At 46.1% G+C, this 24,080-nt stretch carries 18 protein-coding genes and 1 pseudogene; 11 read left to right on the top strand and 8 right to left on the bottom strand.

The genetic code is table 11. The annotated features are described in order from the left end of the window. Positions 1–20: 20 nt before the first annotated feature. On the bottom strand, positions 21–368 hold the full coding sequence (locus tag AC0MA3_RS07315; protein ID WP_474655685.1) for an AbrB/MazE/SpoVT family DNA-binding domain-containing protein: 348 nt from the start codon (positions 366–368) through the stop codon (positions 21–23). A gap of 151 nt (positions 369–519) precedes the next feature. Further along, entirely contained in the window at positions 520–2,190 is a 1,671-nt protein-coding gene (locus tag AC0MA3_RS07310) for a DUF6138 family protein (RefSeq protein ID WP_474655684.1), read from the bottom strand. Positions 2,191–2,528: 338 nt separating this feature from the next. Between AC0MA3_RS07310 and AC0MA3_RS07305 the strand changes: the two genes are divergently transcribed. From AC0MA3_RS07305 to AC0MA3_RS07290, 4 genes and pseudogenes are all read left to right on the top strand, one after another. Then, positions 2,529–3,419, top strand: coding sequence for a DegV family protein (locus tag AC0MA3_RS07305; protein WP_474655683.1), 891 nt, complete (start codon positions 2,529–2,531; stop codon positions 3,417–3,419). 356 nt (positions 3,420–3,775) lie between these two features. Beyond that, entirely contained in the window at positions 3,776–4,612 is an 837-nt protein-coding gene (locus AC0MA3_RS07300; RefSeq protein WP_474655682.1) for an alpha/beta fold hydrolase, read from the top strand. Positions 4,613–5,005: 393 nt separating this feature from the next. After that, positions 5,006–5,572 (top strand): TetR/AcrR family transcriptional regulator, encoded by a 567-nt coding sequence (locus tag AC0MA3_RS07295; protein WP_474655681.1) that lies wholly within the window; start codon positions 5,006–5,008, stop codon positions 5,570–5,572. 63 nt (positions 5,573–5,635) lie between these two features. Further along, positions 5,636–5,782: pseudogene (locus AC0MA3_RS07290) on the top strand (ABC transporter permease); the annotation flags it as partial. 93 nt (positions 5,783–5,875) lie between these two features. Here the strand turns inward: AC0MA3_RS07290 and AC0MA3_RS07285 are convergent. From AC0MA3_RS07285 to AC0MA3_RS07270, 4 genes are all read right to left on the bottom strand, one after another. Further along, positions 5,876–7,369 carry a peptide MFS transporter gene (locus AC0MA3_RS07285; RefSeq protein WP_379156255.1) on the bottom strand — a complete coding sequence of 498 codons (1,494 nt, stop codon included), beginning with the start codon at positions 7,367–7,369 and terminating at the stop codon, positions 5,876–5,878. Positions 7,370–7,583: 214 nt separating this feature from the next. Further along, positions 7,584–8,279 carry a DUF6273 domain-containing protein gene (locus AC0MA3_RS07280; RefSeq protein ID WP_474655740.1) on the bottom strand — a complete coding sequence of 232 codons (696 nt, stop codon included), beginning with the start codon at positions 8,277–8,279 and terminating at the stop codon, positions 7,584–7,586. Between the two features lie 162 nt (positions 8,280–8,441). Continuing rightward, complete coding sequence (locus tag AC0MA3_RS07275) at positions 8,442–8,993, bottom strand: DUF6143 family protein (RefSeq protein WP_474655680.1); 552 nt, start codon at positions 8,991–8,993, stop codon at positions 8,442–8,444. An 85-nt stretch (positions 8,994–9,078) separates the two neighbouring features. Then, positions 9,079–9,945 (bottom strand): FRG domain-containing protein, encoded by an 867-nt coding sequence (locus AC0MA3_RS07270; RefSeq protein WP_474655679.1) that lies wholly within the window; start codon positions 9,943–9,945, stop codon positions 9,079–9,081. 147 nt (positions 9,946–10,092) lie between these two features. On the opposite strand from AC0MA3_RS07270, the gene cysC reads away from it, so the two are divergent. From cysC to AC0MA3_RS07245, 5 genes are all read left to right on the top strand, one after another. After that, the gene (cysC, locus tag AC0MA3_RS07265) at positions 10,093–10,617 is read left to right on the top strand and encodes an adenylyl-sulfate kinase (protein WP_474655678.1); all 525 of its coding nucleotides are present in this window, start codon (positions 10,093–10,095) and stop codon (positions 10,615–10,617) included. A 4-nt stretch (positions 10,618–10,621) separates the two neighbouring features. Continuing rightward, on the top strand, positions 10,622–12,838 hold the full coding sequence (locus AC0MA3_RS07260) for a preprotein translocase subunit SecA (protein ID WP_474655677.1): 2,217 nt from the start codon (positions 10,622–10,624) through the stop codon (positions 12,836–12,838). Further along, positions 12,831–13,742, top strand: coding sequence for a hypothetical protein (locus AC0MA3_RS07255; RefSeq protein WP_474655676.1), 912 nt, complete (start codon positions 12,831–12,833; stop codon positions 13,740–13,742). The genes AC0MA3_RS07260 and AC0MA3_RS07255 overlap by 8 nt, the downstream gene beginning before the upstream one ends. Positions 13,743–13,778: 36 nt before the next feature. After that, on the top strand, positions 13,779–17,144 hold the full coding sequence (locus tag AC0MA3_RS07250) for a beta strand repeat-containing protein (protein ID WP_474655675.1): 3,366 nt from the start codon (positions 13,779–13,781) through the stop codon (positions 17,142–17,144). A 182-nt stretch (positions 17,145–17,326) separates the two neighbouring features. Further along, the gene (locus AC0MA3_RS07245) at positions 17,327–17,830 is read left to right on the top strand and encodes a hypothetical protein (protein ID WP_474655674.1); all 504 of its coding nucleotides are present in this window, start codon (positions 17,327–17,329) and stop codon (positions 17,828–17,830) included. Between the two features lie 116 nt (positions 17,831–17,946). Here the strand turns inward: AC0MA3_RS07245 and AC0MA3_RS07240 are convergent, their stop codons facing one another. Next, positions 17,947–19,470: a methyl-accepting chemotaxis protein gene (locus AC0MA3_RS07240; protein WP_474655673.1), complete on the bottom strand. Its 1,524-nt coding sequence runs from the start codon at positions 19,468–19,470 to the stop codon at positions 17,947–17,949. Between the two features lie 299 nt (positions 19,471–19,769). On the opposite strand from AC0MA3_RS07240, the gene AC0MA3_RS07235 reads away from it, so the two are divergent. Next, a complete protein-coding gene (locus AC0MA3_RS07235; RefSeq protein ID WP_474655672.1) occupies positions 19,770–21,065 on the top strand; it encodes an amidohydrolase family protein in 1,296 nt (431 codons plus the stop codon). Positions 21,066–21,091: 26 nt separating this feature from the next. Here AC0MA3_RS07235 and AC0MA3_RS07230 read toward each other — a convergent pair whose 3' ends face one another. Continuing rightward, positions 21,092–22,174, bottom strand: coding sequence for a GntR family transcriptional regulator (locus tag AC0MA3_RS07230; protein ID WP_379156293.1), 1,083 nt, complete (start codon positions 22,172–22,174; stop codon positions 21,092–21,094). 291 nt (positions 22,175–22,465) lie between these two features. Between AC0MA3_RS07230 and AC0MA3_RS07225 the strand changes: the two genes are divergently transcribed. Further along, the gene (locus AC0MA3_RS07225) at positions 22,466–24,079 is read left to right on the top strand and encodes a xylulokinase (protein WP_474655671.1); all 1,614 of its coding nucleotides are present in this window, start codon (positions 22,466–22,468) and stop codon (positions 24,077–24,079) included. The last annotated feature ends 1 nt before the right edge of the window (position 24,080 follow it).

Here is a 24,080-nt window from a genome sequence, read left to right as displayed (position 1 = left end):
CATCAATTTAAAGAATTCGCTCATTCCTTTTCATCAGCCCCAGGCCCTTTTTCATCGACCTCAGGTTCAGTATCCTCATCTTCAGGAATAGTAGTGCTTTTATCAAAGATTGCTTGGGCCATACTTTCAAACTTTTTAGAGGCGCTCATGAAGAAATCCGCAAATTTGTTGAACATTTCTGCTTTGACCAGAATGACAGCGCCCTTGCGCTTATTCCCGAAAACGATGAATTTCTCACCTGGCTTGAGTTCAAGTTCTTCCCTTGCTTCTCTAGGAATAACAATTTGTCCTCTCTCACCCATTGATGTGGTTCCTAGTACTTTGCCATGTCCGAATCCGTGACTATTTTCTTTTTTTTGATGCATCATCAATCTCTCCTTTGATAATCAATCTACTCATTATAGAACGTGAACTTGAGAATGTTAGGCTCATCATTGCGGAAAGTCTTGTTATTCATGGCGTTCCCGCAATGATCGTTATCCATTCTCAAGTTCATCTTATATAGTATGATATTTCATACTATTCATATTTACAATAAGACAACAATTGTTCCAATCCTTCCTTAAGCGGGGGGGAGGCTTGTCGGACGGCCCTCTCAAGCTTGTCCGCGCTGCCGAAAATTCTGCACAGCACCAACTCACGCTCGTGATCCTTTTTATTCTTCAGCACTTGAACAAGCGCTTCGGCTAGCTCGGGACGGTCGATATTTATGTTTTTGACCGGTCTCGCTTCCTCATTACCGCCTAGAAGAATGGAGGTGATTACCGGAATATGTTCCGTCTTTACGCCATGAGCATCAACAAACGCTTTTGCATAGCTGTCCTGCACCATCTGATGCTCCGTATCCACCAGCTCCATATAACGGCAGACTAACGGGAAATAGGATTCGCTATATAAACCAAGGCCTAATACAGCGTAGGTACCGGGCATTACCGATTTCTCGCCCGGCTCTACGTCCCGGTACCATGCATACTCCTCCATTACCGTATCCGCATATTCGGCAATCTTAGGGAAGAGGTCCGGGTAGCTAAGCGCATTGGCAAAAAACTGATGCAGCTTGGACTTCGCCAGATTGTTCATCGGCAGAAAATGCTTTTGGGCAGTTTTCAGCTTCAGCTGGTAGCCCTTGGGAAAGCCTTGCCGCAACAGGTTGACTATATAATCTAACGCTTCTCCGTAAGCCTTCGCCTCTTCAGAAAGGATCCGGATTTCAATCGTCTGCGTTACGTCATTGTTGCTGCCTTTAACCCGCTCACCCTGATACGTACTCCTAAATTTACCGCTGCCGACTTTCAGATACTGCAAAGCCTGGCCAGAACCCAGCTGTCCTGCGAGTTCCAGATACTTCTGGCGGGTATCCGGCTTGGTAATCCCAATTTGCAAGGCGGCATATAGGAAGAATTCCATTTCCTCGGTATCTACAACGTGACGAATAGACTCTTCCTTTAGCTTATAGTCGTATCCATAATCATCGGGACGAACGAAATACTGTGGAAGAAAATGATCCTGAGCCCAATTATCGAAGGCCGAGGTATAGTGACCGATCCACTCTTGTTTGCGTTTTTGGTTCTGCTGTAGCTTATCGGAAAGGCGCTGTATCATCGGTTGAATGACCTTCTCTTGCTGTCTCATGAGATCGGGATTAATGAGGTGTTGAGCGAAGAAAAACATGTCCTCTGGTTTGGGCAGCACAGGCGGATCAGAGAGAACTTTGATTTGGATGAAATGTTCCAGCGACTTTTGAAGCTTCACAAGCTTTTGTTCATGCAACAGGCGGCGGCAAATCCTCAATTCAGAATGCTCACCTTCAAATTCAAACACCACTTCAAACTTGTAATCAAAAAAATGAGGCCCAAGATCGTTAGAGCGGAACAGGTTATCGACAAGCTCGCATAAAGCGGGGAAAAACTCCTGGGACAGCAGTTCATCGGTTAACTCCTCGATGTAAGGGCCTGCTTTAATGGTGTAAGAGCTGTCGCTCCAGGAGAACGGTTCATCAATATCGATATGGATGTTGCCCTGCTCTCCGTAAGCATGGCTTCTTCTCCACGCCACACGAAGATAATCTCTGATTCCTGCCTGCAGGGAACTGAAATTCTTTATCCTGTCTATCCTTTGATGTTCTCTAGCATAAATCGAAGTGACTTCCGTCCATACATCATTTAGAAAAGCATTCACAGCCTGGTTCACCGTTTTACCCCCTGCTTTCAAGTTGATTCTGGCTTCATCCGTTAATTGCCAGGAATGTGGCATTTCACACATAAGGTAAACTGTTGTGCCTTGTATGTCAAGGTACGAAGATCATCCATTTTTCCGCACGTACATACCATACACAGTCTATTCTTTAATAGGTATATCTATCATGTATAATGTGAATTTATGTCGAATTAAGTTGAAAAAAAGTGCTGGGATTATCCCGTAATCGCTATACCGGAGCTAAGCTTCCTGTATAATTTATGAATATGCAGATAGTTAAAGCTGTTGATTAAATGATCGTAGCCAATCCCTCACGAAAGAGAGTTGTAACCTTGAAATCCATTGCCTGGGTAACCGACAGCACCAGCACCATTGATTCTGAGTTCGCCATGAATAACCATATCTATATTGTCCCTCTCCGTCTAATAATCAATAATGAATGTTATAAAGAAAATATCGATATTACCGCCGATCAGTTCTATGATAAAATGCGCCAGAATGACAAGGTCAGCAGCTCCCAGCCGCCAATCGGTGAGTTCGTGGAATTATATGAGCGACTGAAGGAAGACTATGACGAAATTATTGCGATACATTGTTCCTCTGAGCTTAGCGGGACCTTCCATACCTCGATGCAGGCAGCGGACATCGCTGGCGTTACTGTAATTGGCATTGATTCCAAGGTAGGTGCTTACCCGATCCGTGAGATGATTGTGCGCGGTGTTCACTGGCAGCAGGCAGGCTGCTCAGCGCTGGAGATTAAGAGCAGAATCGATAATATCATTGAAGAGATGTCTTTCTATCTGATCCCTGCCAGTCTCAGCCAGCTGCACCGCAGCGGGCGGCTCTCCGGCTCCCAGCTTCTGCTGGGCCAGCTGATGCGGATTCATCTGCTCCTGAAATTCGATAAAGGCAAAATTGTCGTCGTGGACAAAATCCGCACCTTCAAGAAGACGAAGCAAAAGTTGCTGGAGACACTCGGCCAGGATATCCGGCTGATTCAGGATATTTGTATTATGCATGCCAACAATATGGAAGAGGCGCTGAGCCTGGAGGCTGTGATCAAGGAAATGTCGCCTTCTGTGCGTACAGAAATTATGACCTTTGTTCCGGTCGTAGGTGTTCATATGGGTGAGGGTACGCTTGCGCTTTCGTGGATTAACAATACACCCCTTAACAGTCTCACTGTACAGGATAGAGTACTGGAGCCTGTGCTTCAGGGTTGAGCCAAGTCCGCCGAAATTGCTTGTTCATACAAGGAAACCAGCAGGTCCCGTAGCGGGTCTGCTGGTTTTTTTGTCATGCATAGGTGTTCTATACTTGGTTCCATAATACAAGCACATAGTCGTTTGAACAGCAAAGGAATGAAGGTTCATGGTTACGACATAATAATCCATTTTTTAGGGAGTTGACAGCCTGACTATTAATTAGTATATTCCAGGTGTTAAGAATTTTAGATAAATTTAACAAGGAAAGGAGAGGTTCGTGAATAAGGTAATTCTATCAGATAAAAATTTGTAATACTCGAAAAACATAAATAATAGATGCCCATGGAGGCGCCACAAAATGGAGGGATATAGAAATGGCAATGGTTACAGTTGGACACGAGAATGGAATTGCAATAGAGCTTCACTATGAGGATGTCGGAGCAGGCAAGCCGGTTGTGTTGATCCATGGGTGGCCGCTCAGCGGAAGGTCCTGGGAGAAGCAAGTACCTGCACTAGTTGAAGCAGGTTATCGGGTGATCACGTACGATCGTCGTGGGTTCGGCCAGTCCTCCCAGCCGTGGAACGGATACGACTATGATACGCTCGCAGCGGATTTGCATAGCTTAATTGTGCATCTGGATCTTCGTGATGTAACATTGGTCGGGTTCTCCATGGGCGGAGGCGAAGTAGCGCGTTACATTGGTACTTATGGGTTGGAGCGGGTATCGAAAGCGGTGTTGGCCGGTGCTATCCCTCCGTACCTGTACAAATCATCGGATAATCCGGACGGTGGATTCGACGATGCGACTATTCAAGGGTTTCAGGATGGGGTAAAGGCGGATCGTCTAGCGTTCCTGGATGAGTTCACAACCAATTTCTTCGCTTCCGGGGACAGAACGGACTTGGTAAACGAAGCATTCCGCTTATACAATCGCGATATTGCGGCTTTTGCATCGCCGAAGGGTACGCTTGATTGCATCTCCGCATTCAGTTATACCGATTTCCGTGAGGACCTGGAGAAATTTAAATTGCCAACGCTTATTCTCCATGGTGACTCGGATGCTATCGTTCCTGTGGAGATCAGTGGTCAAAAAGCGCATGAGCGGATCCCGGGCAGTCAGTTAGTCTTGATTGATGGCGGCCCCCATGGATTCAATGCTACCCACGCTAAGGAATTTAACCATGCCTTGTTGCACTTCTTGAACGGCTGATTGTGAGGACGAACCACACTTCATAGGAGGGTGGCACAAGGTTCTATGACGAGATATAACTTACTCCAATGTCCATACTATTTATTACATGTATGGCGCCCCCTGGGCGTCTTTTTTTGATTAAAAAAGGAAAGCTTGGATGTATCTAATTGGAGAAGATGCGCTGATACATAACGAGGAAATCGGTCTGGTTCTATTTCTGCGGTCAGTCAAAACTGCGGTGCCACCGGATGTTTTTTTAGACTTAAGCTATTTCTTTATAGATTATTTTGTCCTATGTAGTTATTCTTATCTTTAGTGAGAATTCTACGTAGCAGAATGGATACGGAACGGATGGGCTGGATTCACGCTACTGTTAACACAGATCTTAAATGATAAAAAGGAAGAGATTCGATGGGAAGAAAACAATCTTTTACTGAGACAGAGCTACTGGATATGACCAAAAAATTAGTGCTTGAGTATGGATACGACGGTTTTCATCTCAAGTTGCTCTCACAGCATCTTTCAGGAGCCCGAAGCACTATTTATCAATATTACGCTAATAAAGAAGAGATCGTGGCTGCTTGTATGAAGCGCGTAATGGCAATGGTATTAGAAAATGCATTAGCAATTGATGAGACTGACCCTATGCACGCTCTCGAACAGTTACTCCTCATGTACGTAGAAGAGTCTACGCTCCATCAACTTTTGGGAAATGCCAGTAAAATTAATACGGCTAATTCTTCTGCAGCAGCGAGAGATCTTGAATTTATTGAGGAAGCACATAAGACTCTTAAAATTCAATTATCACGCCTCTTTGAACGCGCACAACAGGATAAAGGCCTGCGGCAGGATATCCCGCTTCCTGTACTTATTGGTGTTTTCTTTAACTTAATTGATACGCCTAATATGTTGAATATCCCTATTCCTGATTGGGGAAAACTATTGTTCCAAATGTGGATCGAAGGGGCCAAGAGCTAGCCGCAGTCTTGGATCTAATTTGACACAAGTGTCTAAAATGAGGATAAAGAGTTGGGAAAGGAAATTTTTTTAGCTATGAAAGAATTGATGCATAGTAAAATGAGGTTTTTAATGATCATCATTATTTTTGTGCTAATCGCTTGGTTGGTATTTATCTTATCAGGTTTGGGAAATGGGTTATCTACGTTAGCTGCGATGAATAGTGGGAACACATCAAGAATATGAATCCGCCTTATTAAACAACCAACAAAGAAAGAAGCACCCCATTATACTGGTGCTCCTCACTAATCTTGACGAATTGGTTTACTGTATCCCTTTCATATACCCCTGTATTTTCGAGGAGAATAAGTAGAGCAGAATGCTGAGAAGGATGGCCGATCCGCCAATGACACCAAAGTATACCATCTCGGTGGAAGGCGAATAGAATCTGACAATCTGCGCATTAATCGCTTGGGCGGCTGCGTTCGATAAGAACCATAAGCTCATGGTCTGGGCTGAGAAGGCGGAGGGTGCTAGTTTTGTCGTAGCCGACAGTCCTACAGGTGACAAGCATAATTCCCCCAGTACAACTACAAGATAGCTAAGGACGAGCCATAACGGATTAACCAAGGAATTCTCACCGCCAAAGTAAGCAGGTAAAAGGATAACCAGGAAGGATAAGCCGGCAAACAACAAGCCTAAGGCGAATTTCTTCGGTATCGTGGGCTGTCTTTTTCCAAGTTTCACCCATAACCAGGCGAATAGGGGAGCTAAAGTGATAACAAATAAAGGATTTAAAGACTGAAACCAGGCTGGTGAAATATGCAGTCCGGCAAAATCCAGTTGCGTACGTTTATCTGCATAACTGGCAAGGATGGTTGATCCTTGTTCCTGAATAGCCCAGAACATGATCGCAGCAATAAACAGCGGAATATAGGCAATGAGTCTTGAGCGTTCAACGCTTGTTGTTCGGGGACTCCGGAACATGACTATAAAATATAAGGTTGGGATCAGAATGCCCAGAATACCTACGATTACTATAAAGGATTTAAACGTTAGCAGACCTAACGGAACCGTAATAGCAACGATAACAGCGAGAAGTACTGCACTGATACCGAAGATAAGGGACACCTTTTTTCGTTCTGCCTGTGATAACGGACTGGCTACTAAAGTGCCTGCAAGGCCGAGGTTTTTTTTCTTGGTAAAGATAAAGATAAGTAATCCCAAGAACATTCCGACGGCGGCAATGCTGAAGCCCAGGTGGAAATTATAATTCATACCGATGGTTCCTACAATAAGCGGAGCGATGAATGCCCCCAGGTTAATGCCCATGTAGAATATACTGAATCCTGCATCCCGGCGCCCATCCTGTTCGCTGTATAGTTCACCTACAATGCTGGATACATTAGGCTTCAGCAAGCCCGTACCTAGCACAATCAGAACCATGGATACAAAAAATAATGAAATACTTCCCGGAATGGCCAAGGAGATATGCCCCAGCATGATTAATATGCCCCCGTAGAACACCGCTTTTGATGCTCCAAATACCCGGTCTGCTAACCAACCGCCAATAATCCCCGACATATAGACAAGTGAACCATAGATAGACATAATAGCGAGAGCTGTGCTCTCCTCCATGCCTAGTCCGCCTTGACTCAGTTCGTAATACATATAATAAACAAGGATGGCTTTCATTCCATAATAGGAAAAGCGCTCCCAAAACTCTGTGAAGAACAGAGTGAATAACCCTTTAGGGTGTCCAAAAAACCCCCGTTGCGGAACACTCTCCACAATTCTTTGTTTGTTTAAATCGGCCATGCGGCTACTTCCTCCCTTGGTGTTAACACTATTTCTGCAAAATATCATCCTTTAGTAAGAATACCCATTCTGAGACTTTTCAATTTATCAGATGCTACTGCGGATGCAGAAAAATTAGTATATAACATTCGTGGAAGGTTGGCTGTGATTTACCTCAAAAAATGAAGTGTGCACGGATCTTTTTTAGTGTTATCTATCATTACGTGGCTTATTATCATTGAAAATTAATTTTTAGTGCAGGGCGAACACCGTCACGGGCAAGGCTGACATTCGCATAGCTGCGAATACTGCAACCCGGTCCGACAAAAAACGCGCGTGAAGGCTTGTTTCCCTGTGTTCGAAGCCACCACCAGGAACAGCCAACTTCCTCGCCGTTTTTGACGATATAATTATCGGTGTCTGTTTTATCATATACGTATAAATTACATCCGTCGGTTTTTTTCATTTTGGCAAAATCCGTTCCCACAGCGCGCCGAAAATCCTTACCGTGAATCTCAGATAATTCCTTTAACTCGGTAACGCTAAGCAGGAAGACGTTGTCCTCTGTATCCGGGCTGCTTTCTCCGTTGTCCGTACAATGAGTCGTCTTTATATGTTTTTTTTCGGCAGGATTGAATGCGGTGTTATAGAATTCATCGTTGAGCCACATGCGCAAATCACAGTCACGCCACGTAATATCCACTGCATCACGCCATGATATATCCACGCTACTCCCGTGGTACCGCTTGCAGTCCAAAATATATTCGCTCAAAACAAACAGAGCATTGCCCGAATTTTGAAGAACACGCCATTGTATTGGAAGTACTGTACCCTTCTCTGACTGCGGGTATGTTCCAAACGTAATGATGTCCCCGTTCTTTAGGCTTGGGCTTGGTGTGAATGCAAGATTATTATTGTCCAAATGGTTCACCTCCGGATTACTTGGCTTACCTAAGGTAGCTTTCATCGGTAATGCCTAATTTTACCTCAATAAGCGGCTAGAACTCCAGGACCATTGGAATTAAGATACGTTATTATATAAAAAAAGAGAGCCCCGATTTGCGGGTCTCTCTTCTTTTGCATAGTGAATCGCCTACTTCCTTCTTTTCTCCCACCAGCCGAAGGCAATCCTTGATTTAACAATGCCGGAGAGGGGGCCGGAGAGAAATAGGATGAACGAGCCTCCGGGCGGGATAATATACTTCCCATCTTCCTCACTGGCCAGCGTTGATTGTGGTGGCGCCTCCCGGAGAAACACATTTGTGCCCCCTCTCGGGATCCCCGCCGTTGATCGGACAAATTGTATTTTTACTTTTGGGATGGAACTGCGTGTGGTATTGGCAGGACTAAACAGCCGCGATGTGAGTGGGTGTCCGGGCGGGAAGGTATTAAAGAAAATCTTGGCCGGAAAGGTCTTGTTAGAGAAATTTGTGACAGTATAGACATTAACATATAGGTTAACGCCTGAACCTTTGGGATTGATTAACCCGCCCCAAGCGTTTGTCCCGCGGCCAAAAGTCAATAATTGTGTCTGCCCCACAAAATATTTGCCTTCCATCGACTCAAATAATGGATTAGGGATAGTGACAACTTTAGGGATTTGGCCAAACCTTCCTCTTTTTGGAGTAATCTTTTTGGATTTCATAGGATATCACCTCCACCTCTTGTATTTTATGTCAGTTGAGGTTTGTTAGTAATGGACAGGAGTGGATTTCATATTTCGGGTAGTTCTAGTTGCTTGGAAGGAGACCTTCCGCTTGGAGCTCTTGGGTAATATCTGCAGCTACATTTTCGATTCCCGGATATAAATCATGCTCAGTTAACCCGTAATGCAGGAGTTGAGTATTCATTTCTTTGCGGGCATCGTTTTTTATGACAATTTTGTATAAGTACCTTGAACTATCAGGAAGCTTATCTAGCGGAACGATTTTCTGTGTTTTTGGAAAGACGGTGAAGGTGCCGGATTGCTTGATGATTCTCGGATTATTCAGTGGGCCAATGGCGGCGGCCGCCTTTACGTTATCGTTTTTGCTGATCGGGCCGAAGCGTGCAGTGAAAGCAGGTTCAGTTACATTTGGGATATAGCCCGGTTTAAGGAAACTATAAAAACGGAAGGACTTATTCAAAGAGACAGGGTCTAAAAGCCAGACTACCTTGTCAGTCGTCTTTTCCACATCTCTGGTTGGTTCTCCAAGGGCGAATAATAAGGCAACTAAGGCCTCCCGGGACCAATCCATAAGGCGTGTAGGCACTCCGTAATGCTGCATCAGAAAGAGCCAGCCCCAATACGAGCTTTTATCTTCAGAAAAGGGGAAATACGGCACCCGCTCCAAGTATGGATAAGCGAGCGAACGGAATTTTGACAAATAGACAATCTCAGCTTGGGGACCAAGGCCCCTTGCGATGGAGGGGGAAGGATCATAGGTAGTGCTCTTAACCCCTCTGTACCAAAGCTCGCATGATTTAGGCTCATTGGGAGGGCAAATCTTCTGGAAAATTTGATCAACGGCTTTTAAGTATTGCTCTACAGATTGAATCCCGGTTATTTCAAAAATCCCATTCTCGGATATTCGGGCAAGCTGTGCGGGTTTTGTCATTATAGCGTCCTCCTAGAATCTTATACTTCACAAAATATGCGCATGTGCCTATGGAGGTTCAACATATAAAATTTTAGTTTGTCATTTTTGTGTCATTTAAAATTGGTATAATTGAAATAAATAACAGGCCGCTGGAGGATGGGATCTATGAGTCAATTGATATGGCTAACCGGTCTGTCTGGTTCAGGTAAATCGACTCTTGCAGAGGCACTGAAGCCGCTTCTTAATAATTGCTATATCCTGGATGGCGATGCTCTGCGCAGAGGAATTAATCAGGATCTTCAATTCAGTGAAGAAGACCGGTTGGAGGCAGGTAGAAGAATTGGTGAGATCGGCAAGCTTCTGCTTGATGCCAATCTGAATGTGATCGTTGCCTCGATCTCTCCTTACCGCTCCACACGTAATAAGGTCCGCTCTCTCATCGGGCACTCCTACATAGAAGTGTATGTCCGGTGCCCTTTGGAAGTCTGTGAAGATCGGGATCCGAAAGGCCTATATAAACAAGCAAGAGCTGGCCAAATCAAGCATTTTACGGGTATCGATTCGCCTTACGAAGAGCCTGACTGCCCGGATGTGATCGTGGAGACCGATAGATTCTCCTTAGATGAATGTGTCTTGAAGATCATTCAACACACATCACCTGTGCCGTTTAGAGCGGAATCTGGGGGATGAGCGTATGGGACTCACCAGGAGCTTAACAAGAGGGTTGTGGAAACGAACGGATGCGAATGCCCATCTGAACTTAATCAGACAATACGGTGAATCACTGAAGCAGAGCCGGGATGAGGAGCTTAGCTTTTTCGTAGATCAATTGCGTGAAAACGCCCAAGTGGCATTACACGAGGAAGACCGGACTTACCGATTATTCGCTCTGGTGAAGGAAGCGGTTAGACGCGTACACGGTTTTGAATTGCATGATGTGCAGCTTACCGGAGGCCTCAGAATGGCACAGGGACAGATCGTAGAGATGGCAACGGGTGAGGGTAAGACTGTAACTGTGGCATTGCCAGCCAGTTGGTATGCTCTTCAGAACAAAGGTGTACATGTAATGACGACAAATGCCTATCTCGCTGAACGCGATTACGGGCATATGAAGCCTGTATACGAAATGCTAGGTTTAAGTGTTGGTTTGAATGAAGTCGGTATGAAGGTGGAATCCAAAAAACTAGCCTACCGACAAGCGATTACCTATGGAATCTTTAACGAATTCGGGTTCGATTACTTAAGAGATCATCTGGTATATGACGGTAGGCAGAGGGTACAGCGTCCTTTATCTTATACCATTGTGGATGAAGCAGACAGCATCATGCTTGACGAAGGAAAGACGCCGTTGATTATTGCCGACCGGAACAAGGAGCCTTCAGAATGGTATACAGTCTGCGCCGATTTGGTCTGCAATTTCAACATCAATGATGACTATGAAGTAGATGTCGAGACACAGCAGGTAAGTTTAACGGATTCGGGTATGGAACGGGCGGAGAGGGCGTTCGGCATCGGTCCATTATATGATCTAAAGAATTCGCAGGTGTTACATATACTAGATCAAAGTCTGCAGGCATTTTTTATCATGAAGCGCGATTCGGATTATATCATCGAAGGTCAACAGATGAAGATTATTGATTCTTTCACAGGGAGAATCCTGGAAGGGCGGCTGTTCAATGAGGGGCTCCACCAGGCGATTGAAGCGAAAGAGCAAATTCCTCTGTCCATGGAGAACAGTGTACTTGGGGAGATCTCAGTCCAACAATACCTATCGCTATATGAACGCGTAACCGGGATGACGGGAACGATCAAGCGGGACGAAGAAGAGGTTAGACGCCGGTTTGGATTACAGGTTGCTGCTATTCCAACAGCAAAGCCGGTTCGACGGAAGGACGGACGAGATCTCATCTGTCAATCGAGGGATGAAAAATGGGAAGCCGTTCTCCAGGCAATCAAAACCTGCCATCAGGCCGGTCAACCCGTATTGGTTGGCACAAGGACAATCGTGCAATCTGAAGAACTAGCTCACAAGTTAGAGCAGGAGGCCATTCCATTCCGGTTGTTGAATGCGAAGAACGAGCGGGAGGAAGCGGAGATTATTGCAGATGCCGGACAGTATGGAGCGGTTACGGTGGCCACCAATATGGCTGGAAGAGGGACGGATATCCGGATGGGTGAAGGGGTAGCAGAAGTTGGAGGGCTCTGTGTTATCGGCACGGAACGTCATGAGAGCAGAAGGGTGGACGATCAGCTGCGCGGAAGGGCGGGACGACAGGGTGAACCCGGGCAGTCCAGGTTCATTGTGTCTTTGGAAGATGATCTGATCCTTCGTTACACGAATGAAAACGATAGGCTTCGAAAAAGACCCGAGCTCCTCTTCAAGCAAGCCCAGCAGCGGGCAGAGAATCGCGGGCAAGAGGTTCGGACTTATCTCTCGCGAATGGACTCGGTCGTGGGTGAGCAGCGTGAACAGATCTATGCCCACCGGAATGAGCTTTGGCAGAAAGGCGCGCTCAGAGCCACCTTGAACCGGCATGTTGTTGAATATATCCAATCGGATATGCGAGATTCTTCTATAAATGAAACCATTGATCTGGAACGATGGCCAGCATACTGGCATGCAGCGCTCACTTCGCCGAGGCTTAAACATTTCATCCCGGTGTGGCACAAACGGTACTTGAGGATGCTTGATCGTCATTGGATAAACCATTTGGAGAGACTGAGAGATCTAATGTGGAGCGTCCACTACCAAACATACGCACAAGAGGATCCCATTCGTATGTTCCGTAACGCAGCTTATGAGCAGTTCGCCGAGATGCAGCGGCATCTGACAAGACAAATCGGGGAATGGATGCTTGGTCAAGCCTTGCCGAATTTACTGGAGGGGAAAGGAGGACAGGGGGATGGTTAACGCACAGCGGTTAGAAGTGAGCGATCGCAAGGTTGAAATGCTGTTGCCCGAGAGGCAAATCATTAATTCCGAAGTGGATGTCGAAGGAATATATCTGATTGCTACGAATAGGGGACTGTTTCTTATCCGCGAGGGTATACTCACGTTACTGTTACGCGGCAATTTTTACGGAATAACCCGTGATGGACGATCGTGGTATATCTATGAGTCGGTTGGAAGGGTCGGAAGAATCTTAAAGCTGGATGAGGGGTTCCAACAAGAAATGGACACAACAGCAGAAGTAGTATTTGCTGATCTGCCAGGATGGATTCATCAGATCGACATGATAGACGGAAGTCTCTTCATGACCGATACACCCAATAACCGGATTATTAAGTGGAGCTTCGAAAGAGAGTGTTGGATGGAATACTATCCTCTCGGCAAGTTAGCCGATCAGGAAGAGTCCTCCAATTATGGACATATCAATTCCATATATAAGCACGATGGAGCTATTCATCTGGTTTGCCATAACCAAACGGTCAAAACCGGAAGGCCCAGTGAAATTCTGAAGGTAGACTCTGATTTCCGTGTGAAGGAGCGGATCGTTACAGAATCCTCCTGTGCACATAATCTGATTGTCCATCAAGGTGTCAGTTATCATTGCGATTCGACCCACCAGTCGTTGAAGGCAGACGGGAAGGTCGTGTTCGAATCCCAGCACTTTACAAGAGGATTGTCCCTCTCGGACGATCAGATTGTGATCGGTGGCTCTGTATTCATGAGAAGGGAGGAGAGGCATAACGGTAACGGCCATCTGTACGTGCTTCATTCGGACTACACGAGCCGCACCTCCTTTCTTATTCCAGGAATGGTTCAAGAGGTGCGGAGAGTGGATCGCAGAGACTATTCTTTCTCGGAAATGTGATAAAAAATGCGTTAATAATGTAGAGGAGGAATCGATATGATCAGATTCATTAGTTCAGAAGAGAAAGAAAAGACAGGCATGCTCTGGAAAAAAGGAGCCATAAAGACCCTGTCAGCAGTGATGCTTGTTAGCCCAATGGTGGCTCTAGTTCCAACTGCCGTACAGGCAATGCCTATAACAGGTGCTGTGCCTACTACCGGTAATGGGACTTACAACTCTCCCTATATCATTACGACCCCTCAAGAACTGTACTATATGAATACCCTGAGGACCGGATACTATAAGCTTGGTGCGAACATTGATCTCAGCAATTATGAGTGGAGTCCGATCAGCAGTTTCGCAGGAATGCTGGATGGAGCAGGACATTATATTAAGAATTTGAACATTAATCAATATAACGCGGATGCTGGATTGTTTAGTACCCTTGCAACTGGCGGAGTCGTCCGAAATCTGGGCATTCTGTATGCGAACATTGCTATTCCTTCAGCTGGGCAAGTTAACATTAGAGCAGGAATTATAGCTGGAACGAACCAGGGGACTATTCAAAATTCTCACGTATCCGGCCGGGTTAATATCACAGGTATCGTTACTTCAAATTATTTTACTTTTGCAATGGACGGTGGTTTGGTCGGTCTTAATGCACCAGGTGGTATGATTGCAAATACTCTTGCACAAGTGGACGTAGCACAAGCCGGTAGCAGCCCCTATGATTACGGTAAAGTTGGTGGACTTGCCGGGAGGAATGATGGCAGTATTTCCAATAGTTATTTTGTAGGAACTGTAAAAGATGAAGTAACTAATAGTTGGGATTACTATAATCCAGGCGGTAGCGTTGGGTATGGCAACGGCAGCATTTCGGCGACATTCTGGGACTCCACAGTTAGCGGACAGATCGGTAATAACTACGTCGATGGTACTCCGAGAACTACAACACAAATGAAGAGTAAACTGAACTATTCAGGTTGGGACTTTACTAACGTATGGTCGATCGAAGAGGGGGTTACGTATCCCTTCTTACGCAACTACCAGCCTACCGTCCAAGCGATTCCAGATAAAGCGATTAATATAGCAGATGGATCGTACAGCATCGATCTTACCTCCTCATTCACTGATCCTGCGGGCGATCCGTTGACGATTACTGCAGTTTCCAGCAATACAACCGTTCTGACGGCTCAAGTGAGCGGGAATCAGCTATTGCTGACGCCAGTTGCACAGGGTACGGTAACGGTAACAGCAAAGGCTGTAAATTCGCAAGGAGCTATTGTGACAGACTCCTTCGTAGTAACGGTAGCATCGGCGGGACTGGTAACAGGCATCGTGCAAGGACCTGGAAATACTCCGATTAGCGGAGCGAGTGTATCGATTGGCGGAATCAGTGACATCACGGATGCGCAGGGTCACTTCACGCTCAGCAACATTCCGCCGGGAAACCAGACGGTGACTGTAAGCAGCGTGGGCTATAACAATGGAACGGCAGCTGTGACGGTAACGGCAGGACAGAGCGTAAGTGCGGGCACCATAACACTGACGCAAGTGCAGACAACAGGATCCGTAACGGGCATTGTGCAAGGACCTGGCAATACTCCGATTAGCGGAGCAAACGTATCGATCGGCGGCATCAGTGATGTTACGGATGCGCAGGGTCACTTCACGCTCAGCAACATCCCGCCGGGAAGTCAGATGGTGACCGTAAGTAGTGCGGGTTATAACGACGAATTGGCAGCTGTGACGGTAACGGCAGGACAGAGCGTAAGTGCGGGCACCATAACACTGACGCAAGTGCAGACAACAGGATCCGTAACCGGTGGGGTATATGGGCCTGGCAATACTCCGATTAGCGGAGCAAGCGTATCGATCGGCGGCATCAGTGATGTTACGGATGCCCAGGGTCAATTCACGCTCAGCAACATCCCGCCGGGAAACCAGACGGTCACTGTAAGCAGCGTGGGCTATAACAATGGAACGGCAACTGTAACAGTATTGGTGGGACAGGGCGTAAGTGTGGGCACCGTAACACTGACCCCGGTGCAGACAACAGGATCCGTAACCGGTGTGATATATGGACCTGGCAATACTCCGATTAGCGGAGCGAGCGTATCGATCGGCGGAATCAGTGATATTACGGATGCGCAGGGTCAATTCACGCTCAGCAGCATCCCGCCGGGAAGCCAGACGGTGACCGTAAGTAGTCCGGGTTATAACGACGGATTGGCAACTGTGACAGTAATGGTGGGACAGGGCGTAAGTGTGGGCACCGTAACACTAACCCCGGCGCAGACAACAGGATCCGTAACGGGCATTGTGCAAGGACTTGGCAATACTCCGATTAGCGGAGCGAGCGTATCGATCGGCGGAATCAGTGATATTACGGATGCGCAGGGTCAATTCACGCTCAGCAACATCCTGCCGGGAAGTCAGACGGTGACCGTAAGTAGTGCGGGTTATAACGACGGATTGGCAACTGTGACGGTAACAGCGGGGCAGAGCGTGAGCGTGGGCACCATTTCACTTATTGCGGTGACGGTAACGCCGCCAACAACACCGCCAACGCCAACACCAACACCAACAACACCGCCAACAACACCGCCGACATCAACACCGCCGACACCAACACCAACAACACCGCCGACGCCAACGCCAACAACGCCGTCGACGCCAACAACGCCGCCAACGACACCAATACCGACGCCAACACCACCAACACCGCCAACGACACCAACACCGGCACCGGCACCGGCAGGAGCTAATGTGTTCAATAGCGGCATTGTCGATACTACCAAGTTAATTTCATTCTTGGAGAATAAAGTGGAAATTGCGAGCCAATCCTCAGCGCCCCTGCAGTTCTCGGATGCGAAAGGTCATTGGGCTGAGCAGACCATCACGGCTTTCGTGAAGCTTGGTGCCATTCAAGGCAATGGAAGTGGAGACTTTGTTCCGAACGGCAATATTACCCGAACCGAGTTCGCGATCATCCTGGCACGAGTGTTTAATATCCAGACCGGAACGGCGGTAACTTCTCCATCTTTCACGGATATTACAGGTCACTGGGGAAGTGATGCAATTCTAAAGCTTGCTCAAGCGGGAGTTGTTAAAGGATATGCAGATTCCACCTTCCATCCAGATCAATTCATTTCACGCGAAGAGATGGTGGTCATACTGACTCGAATCCTGAATCTTGACTCTATTTCTAAGGACAGCACGAAAGGCGGGTTTACCGACTTGTCCAATTCTTTTGCAGGAAAGGAAATAGAGGTAGCCGCTCAAGTGGGAATGATCAACGGTAAATCCATTGGTAAGTTCGATCCGAAGAGCAGTACAACGCGTGCGGAAGCATTGACGACCCTTATGAATGCATTGAGCCTTGACCCGCAAGTGAAGAATCTATTGGATTCCTTGAAATAAATCTGTTTCAACAAAAACAGGTTGTTCATTTTGATAATGGGCAGCCTGTTTTTTTATACTCATTTCAATTTTACATAAGGATTCTCTATCCTATTTATATATTTTGGGCGATTTCATAGTTCGAGTCTTTGCACATGCACATATAGTGTAGCAAGACCTTCAGATTAAAAGGGGGAGTTGCTGTGCCAAGCGTTCCAAGCATTAATAAAGGAGCATGCGTGGGTGTACTGTACAAAGACAATAAAGGTGAGTTAAAGGTTCATAACGGAAAGTTGGCTCAAAAAGAGCCTAGCAACTCTACGAATGTGGTATTAAGACATGTCGGAAATGCAAAAACTATGAAAATTGAAAATTTGTCGATCCCCAGGAAAAACGTATTATCCATCCAAAAAACTCCTGATTATTCCTCCCCATGTAAAGCAAAAGCAGGCTTGATCGAATCAGGGGCTTGTGTGGCTGTAAAATTCAAAACCGGATCCAATACGTTCGACGTAAAAAACGGAAAGCTGTTGTACGGTATTCAAAACGATGGTAAGGTCACCTGTCTGATCAATCCTAATAATCCACCGAGTACCATTGTGTACGCTCATTATAATATTACCTCGCAAGACAGCGGCCATCAAAGCTTTGTCCCCCAGGTGGTTACCCGGAAAAATGTAACGGAAGTGAAACGGGTCACACTTTAGCTGTGGAGCAATCTATAAGATACGAATGACAGATATACAAAAAGAGCGAACCTGTAAGTGCAGGTTCGCTCTTTGTATGTTCAAGACTTCTTGTATATGCCGCCTTTTTCGCTTTATCAGTTAGTTGTGAATTTCCTCTTAAGGGAATATGCGAGTTCTTCTAAATCTTTAATTTTATCGTTGACCTGTTGAGAAGAGCTCATTTGATCTTCACTGCTTGCAAACAACTCCTCCATGGAAGCAACATTCTCCTCAATTACGGCCGAGATATTCGTCATATCCTTTGATATTTCCTGTGAGACTACTTCAATGTTCTGAATGGATTCATTCAGGCCGTTGATAGCTGTAACCAGTTGGCTGATGGTCTGATAGACCAGGTCAAAGTCTGACATGAAATCTTTTGCAGAGGTAACGGACTCCTCCGATGTAAGTTTTCCAATCTCCATTTGTGATACGGAAGTGGCGCTTTCTTCACGTACTTTGTTAAGAATGAGCCTGATTTCTTCGGTTGAATTGTTGCTACGTTGAGCCAGCTTGCGGATTTCACTGGCAACCACGGCAAATCCCTGGCCATGCTCCCCGGCTCTTGCTGCTTCAATAGAAGCATTCAGGGCCAATAGATTGGTCTGGGTAGCTACATCCTGAATTAATGAGATAATCCCTTCAATTTTTTGAGTCGACTCGTTCAGGGTTACAATAGTTTCAGTGGCTGCCGTGATCGTATCAGATACGAGGGAAACTTGATCATACAGGACTCTCGTGTTATTCCGGTTGTTCGCCAAGGCTTGCTCGGTAGCCACAGTCCTTTTTTGCATTTTCGTGGAAGTAAGGGAGGTCTGTTCGATCATCTCCGTAATGGACTGCACGGAATTCTCCATATGGACCAGCGACTCGCTTTGATCATTCAGTCCAGAAGACACCTCTTTGAATGATTGCAGCATCTCCGTATTCACACGAATGTTGCTTTGTGATAGCTGTGAGACTGCAGATGAGGTATGGTCGATTTCATCAGAGAGCTGCTTCACCGTATCCAAGAGTACGGCAACTTCGTTTTGTTTTTTTGATTTCTCCTCTTCTAGCTCTTCAGTGATCTTTTTCTTAGAGAGGATCTGCAGGCTGGTAGCCCCCGCGGTCATAAGCAGGAATACGGCATGAATAAGCATCATTGTAAAAGGATAGTTAGGCGCTCCGAACACCAGCTCCGGGACGATGAGGAATCCAAGGATATGCTGCAGTGCAAACAACACGGTCATGATCAGTATAAGCTTAATATCCTCGTAATAGGCAACAATCGCAATCACCATGAAAATAGAGAAATGAAACTCCACCGTCCCGCCCCCGCCAGCTATCATGGAGAAGCTGCTGAGGGTTATAGCTAAGGTGTTCATTAAGGGGATATATCGGTGCTCGGTATGCCTCCGGTATAAATAAACGCTAATGCCTAGAAAAATGACCGGTAACACCATTAACACATTCAGTGAAAATGCAAAGTCACGGGTGATAGCAAGAGCTTCACCTTCGCCGTGAACCATTAAGAGGTTTAGTAAATGAAATTGCCTATGTAACAGGTGAATCACAAAACTGATAGTAATAGTTGCGGCGGACATCCAGATCATTAATTTGTTTTTTTGCTGAATCATTGTTTATCATCCCTTCATGTGCCTAACGAGTGAGTATGGGCCTAATAAATCATTCAAATTTATATAAAAATATTGGATCCCTCGAATATGTCTATATTCCTATTATCGGTATAGCGGGCTTGAATTTGATGAGCCATTCTTCTCCAATATATGGGCTAATAAAGGGCTAAAGTGCGGAGATAAGAATAACAATTTCATGCAGAGGTATAATTAGATATCAATCAATTTATATATTGACAGTTAGATATCTAACTGTTATATTTCGAATATAAACCAAATCGAATACAGGAGGTAACACAATGGTTACTGCAATTATCAACGCACGTATATTTGATGGCGAGAAAGTGATCAGACCCACAACAATCCTTATCGAAGGCGAACAGATCCTATCGGTGGGCGGGGAAATACCGGAGCATGCAACCATTATTGATGCGGAAGGCGGGACTTTGCTGCCGGGGCTGATTGATGCTCACGTTCACACTTCGGTTGATGGCTTGCGCGACGCACTGAAATTCGGAGTTACAACTGAACTGGAAATGATGGGCGGATTCACAAAAAGCGGCCGTGAGGCGCAATTGAAAGGGATCGACGATATTGCCGACGTACGATCTGCCGGAATGGCGGTCACACCTCCAGGCGGGCACCCCGATGAGCTCATGCCGGGGGACGGGGAAATACCGGATTTTGTACTGAAGGAATTAGAGAAGATGAGTGAGGAAGATCGTAACGCTATGCTGGCCGCCCATGCGCATGATCATGGGGAGGCACCCACAGTAACGAACCGGGATGAGGCACTGGCCTTTGTGGGTGAACAAGTTAAGGGGGGAGCAGATTATATCAAAATTATGATCGAAGAAGGAACGGTGTTAGCTGCACCGGGCCTGCCGGTCTTAAGCCAGGATATTCTAAGAGCAGCTGTAGAGGAAGCGCATCGCCATCACAAGATTGCGATTGCCCATGTATTGACTGCCGAATCTGCCCGGCAAGCCATAGAGGTTGGAGTTGAGGGACTTGCCCACTTATTCATTGACCGCCCTGAAACCACTCCGGATCTGGTGAAATTGATTGCTGAGGCTGGCGCGTTCGTTACGCCATGTCTGGTCTTGAACTCCTCGATTATCGGTCACACCGCATCGGAATTGGCAAAGGATCCACGTGTGAACTCCAAGCTCAGTCCGGAATGGATCGATACTCTGAATGCCAGCTTCAATACGTATCCGCAAGGCAGCATGGATGACAACTACCGGAATGTAATGGATCTTCATCGTGCAGGTGTAGACATCCTGGTGGGTACGGATGTCTCCGTACCGGTTCCAACGCTGGGCGGACTTGCCCATGGAGTCAGCGTACACCACGAGCTGCAGTTACTAGTAGAAGCGGGATTCACCCCCATAGAAGCCTTACAGTCAGCTACCTCAAAAACAGCCCGCCGTTTCGGCCTGAACGATCGCGGACATATTGTGGAAGGTGCAAGAGCAGATCTGGTCTTGGTCGAAGGGGACCCGACAGCGAATATCTCGGATACATTATCGATTCGCGGAGTATGGCAGCGCGGTATTCGAAAAACAGCAGAGGCGCCTACATCATCGCATTAATGGATACGGCTGCTGGGGAGATCATCCTATTTCTTCTTTACCGTCTCCCCTTCAATTAATACAGGTTGATAATAGGTGCTGTTTCTTAAATCTTTCTTCCCTTGCAGCTTCTTAATTACCCAATCGGCGGCATCGCGTCCCATTTGTTCCTGTGGGTGCGTCAATGTCGTCAATTTGATGTTCGCATTTTTGGCGATATAGGAATTGTCCTGACCAATAATAGAGAGGTCGTCAGGAATAGAGATATCAAGTTGTCTGCATACATGTACGACTTCCAATCCTACCTCGTCGTTATAGCAGACAATCGCGGTTAATCCGCCTCTATTATCAGTTAGGAATTTCTTCAAGTTGGCCGACAGGTCCTGTTTGGTCTCTGTATAGAAGGAAAGTACCTGCTCAGGAAGAAAGCGGAGTTTGGCTTCGCCTAGCGCTTTGATATAACCCTTCATTCGATACTTTCCCTGTAAATCATCCATTTTGGCAATAATCCCGATTTGAGTGTGTCCGTTAGAGATCAATTCTTTGGTAGCCAGGTAGCTGGACTGTACGTCATCGAGACAAAAGAAAGGAACTTCCAGTTCTTCATAATAGGCATTGATCATGATAAATGGAACATCCTGTTCCTTGAACGACAGGTAGTAAGCAATATTAGGGTTGTACAGATTGCTTTTGGTCGGCTCAATGATCAGCCCCTCCACACCGAAGGACAGCATCATCTCCAGCGCTTTCTTTTCTTGTTCGACATCATTATTGGTACTGGCTAATAGCAAAGAATAATTATCTTCATTCAATCTCGATTCAATCCCGCGGATAATAGATGGAAAGATGTAGTCAGAAATATAGGTCGTGATTACACCGATGGTTTTATTATTCGAATTCCCGCCCGTTTTGGAACGGAATTGATTGCTGACATAAGTCCCCGATCCTTTTTCACTTCGCAAGAAACCCTCATTGGATAGTTCCAGAATAGCCTTCCGGACCGTCTGCCGACTAACCTGATACATATCCTGCAAAGCGGATTCCGTTGGAATCTGGTTCCCTATGCTGTACGTACCTGAAAGAATATTGCTTTTTATATCCTCGAGAATAACCTGATACTTTGGTTTCACTGTACGCCTTCTTTCATGGTTGTTCTAATACTAATTTGCCTATCCGTAATAGTTGTATGTACATATTTTAGCATAGTTATAACCATTTTATAATCCCAACGTCATAAATGGATGAATGATTCAGATTTTATAACCGAAAAGCGCGGCTTGACTTGCATATTTGTAAGTATAACTATCAGTATTCGTTGACAAATGTACGAACAAAAAATATACTGAAACTGTAAACAAGGGAAAGCGCATTCTTTCTATTATAGCGGTTATAACAGTTGTTCAGAGAGGAGTAACGTGTGCATGGATCAAGACATCAAACAAGCGATACTCAAGGGAGAAACCTCACTTGGGATCGAATTTGGATCCACACGTATCAAGGCAGTGCTGATTGACCATCGGTTCGAGACCATCGCATCTGGAAGTTATGAGTGGGAGAACCTTCTGGTAGACGGGTATTGGACGTACAACTTAGAGAGTATTATCGCAGGTCTGCAAGAGGCTTATAGTGGTATGAAGCAAGAGGTTGAACGGAAATATGGAGTCACCATTCGGACGGTTGGTTCTATTGGATTCTCTGCAATGATGCACGGGTATATGGCTTTTGACAGTGCGGGTGAGCTGCTGGTTCCGTTCCGGACTTGGCGGAATGCAACAACCGGTGCTGCAGCAAAAGAATTAACGGATAGATTTCAATTCAACATTCCTGAGCGCTGGAGTATTGCTCACCTGTATCAAGCTATATTGAACGAAGAAGAACATGTTCCCCGTATTGATTTTATGACCACGCTCTCTGGATACATTCACTGGCTGCTGACTGGAGATAAAGCCATTGGGGTCGGAGATGCTTCGGGCATGTTCCCTATTGATGAGACTACACATGATTACAATGAATCCATGGTTCAGCAGTTTGCTGAATTGGTTGCACCCAGAGCTTACCCGTGGGATCTGAAGGCTATTTTGCCTAAAGTCTACATTTCAGGTCAGCAGGCAGGTGTATTAACCGAAGCGGGTGCGAAGATCTTAGATAAATCCGAAAATCTGCAACCAGGTATTCCGCTTTGTCCTCCGGAAGGTGATGCAGGAACAGGGATGGTTGCTACGAATAGTGTGAGAAAACGGACGGGCAATGTCTCTGTGGGAACTTCAGTTTTTGCCATGCTTGTACTCGAGAAGGATCTCTCAGCGGTATACCCGGAGATTGATCTGGTAACTACACCGAGTGGGAATCCGGTCGGAATGGTTCATGCCAACAACTGTTCAAGTGATATCAATGCCTGGCTGGGATTGTTCCGTGAATTCTCTGAGGCCATGGGACAAACAGTCGATGCAAGTCAATTATATAGTGTGATGTTCAATAAGGCTTTGGAAGCAGATCCGGACGGTGGCGGGTTGCTAAGCTATGGTTACTTCTCAGGTGAGAATATCACCGGACTTGAGAAAGGCCGGCCCTTGTTTGTCCGCTCTCCTGAGAGCCGGTTCAATCTGGCTAACTTCATGCGAACTCATCTGTTCACGGCTTTTGGTGCGCTGAAGATCGGCATGGATATTTTGACCAAGAAGGAAAATGTCGCGATTGACAGCATTCTGGCTCACGGTGGTCTATTCAAGACGCCTATTGTCGGCCAAAAGATCATTGCGGCTGCTATGAATGTTCCGGTATCGGTAATGGATACAGCTGGAGAAGGCGGGGCGTGGGGCATGGCTATTCTCGCTTCCTACATGACAAGCAAGGGCCAGGAAGAAAGTCTGGACGATTTCCTCGACCAACAAGTATTTAAGGATGTTCAGGGACAGAAAATCTATCCGGATGGTTCTGATGTTAGAGGATTCGAAGTATTTATGGAGCGCTACACTCAAGGTCTGGCGATTGAGCAGGCTGCTGTAGATAATCTGGTGGAGAACTGGAGGAATTGAT

It is taken from the genome of Paenibacillus sp. LS-5, from assembly GCF_056121505.1.
This window is presented reverse-complemented; position numbering and strand designations above follow the sequence as displayed.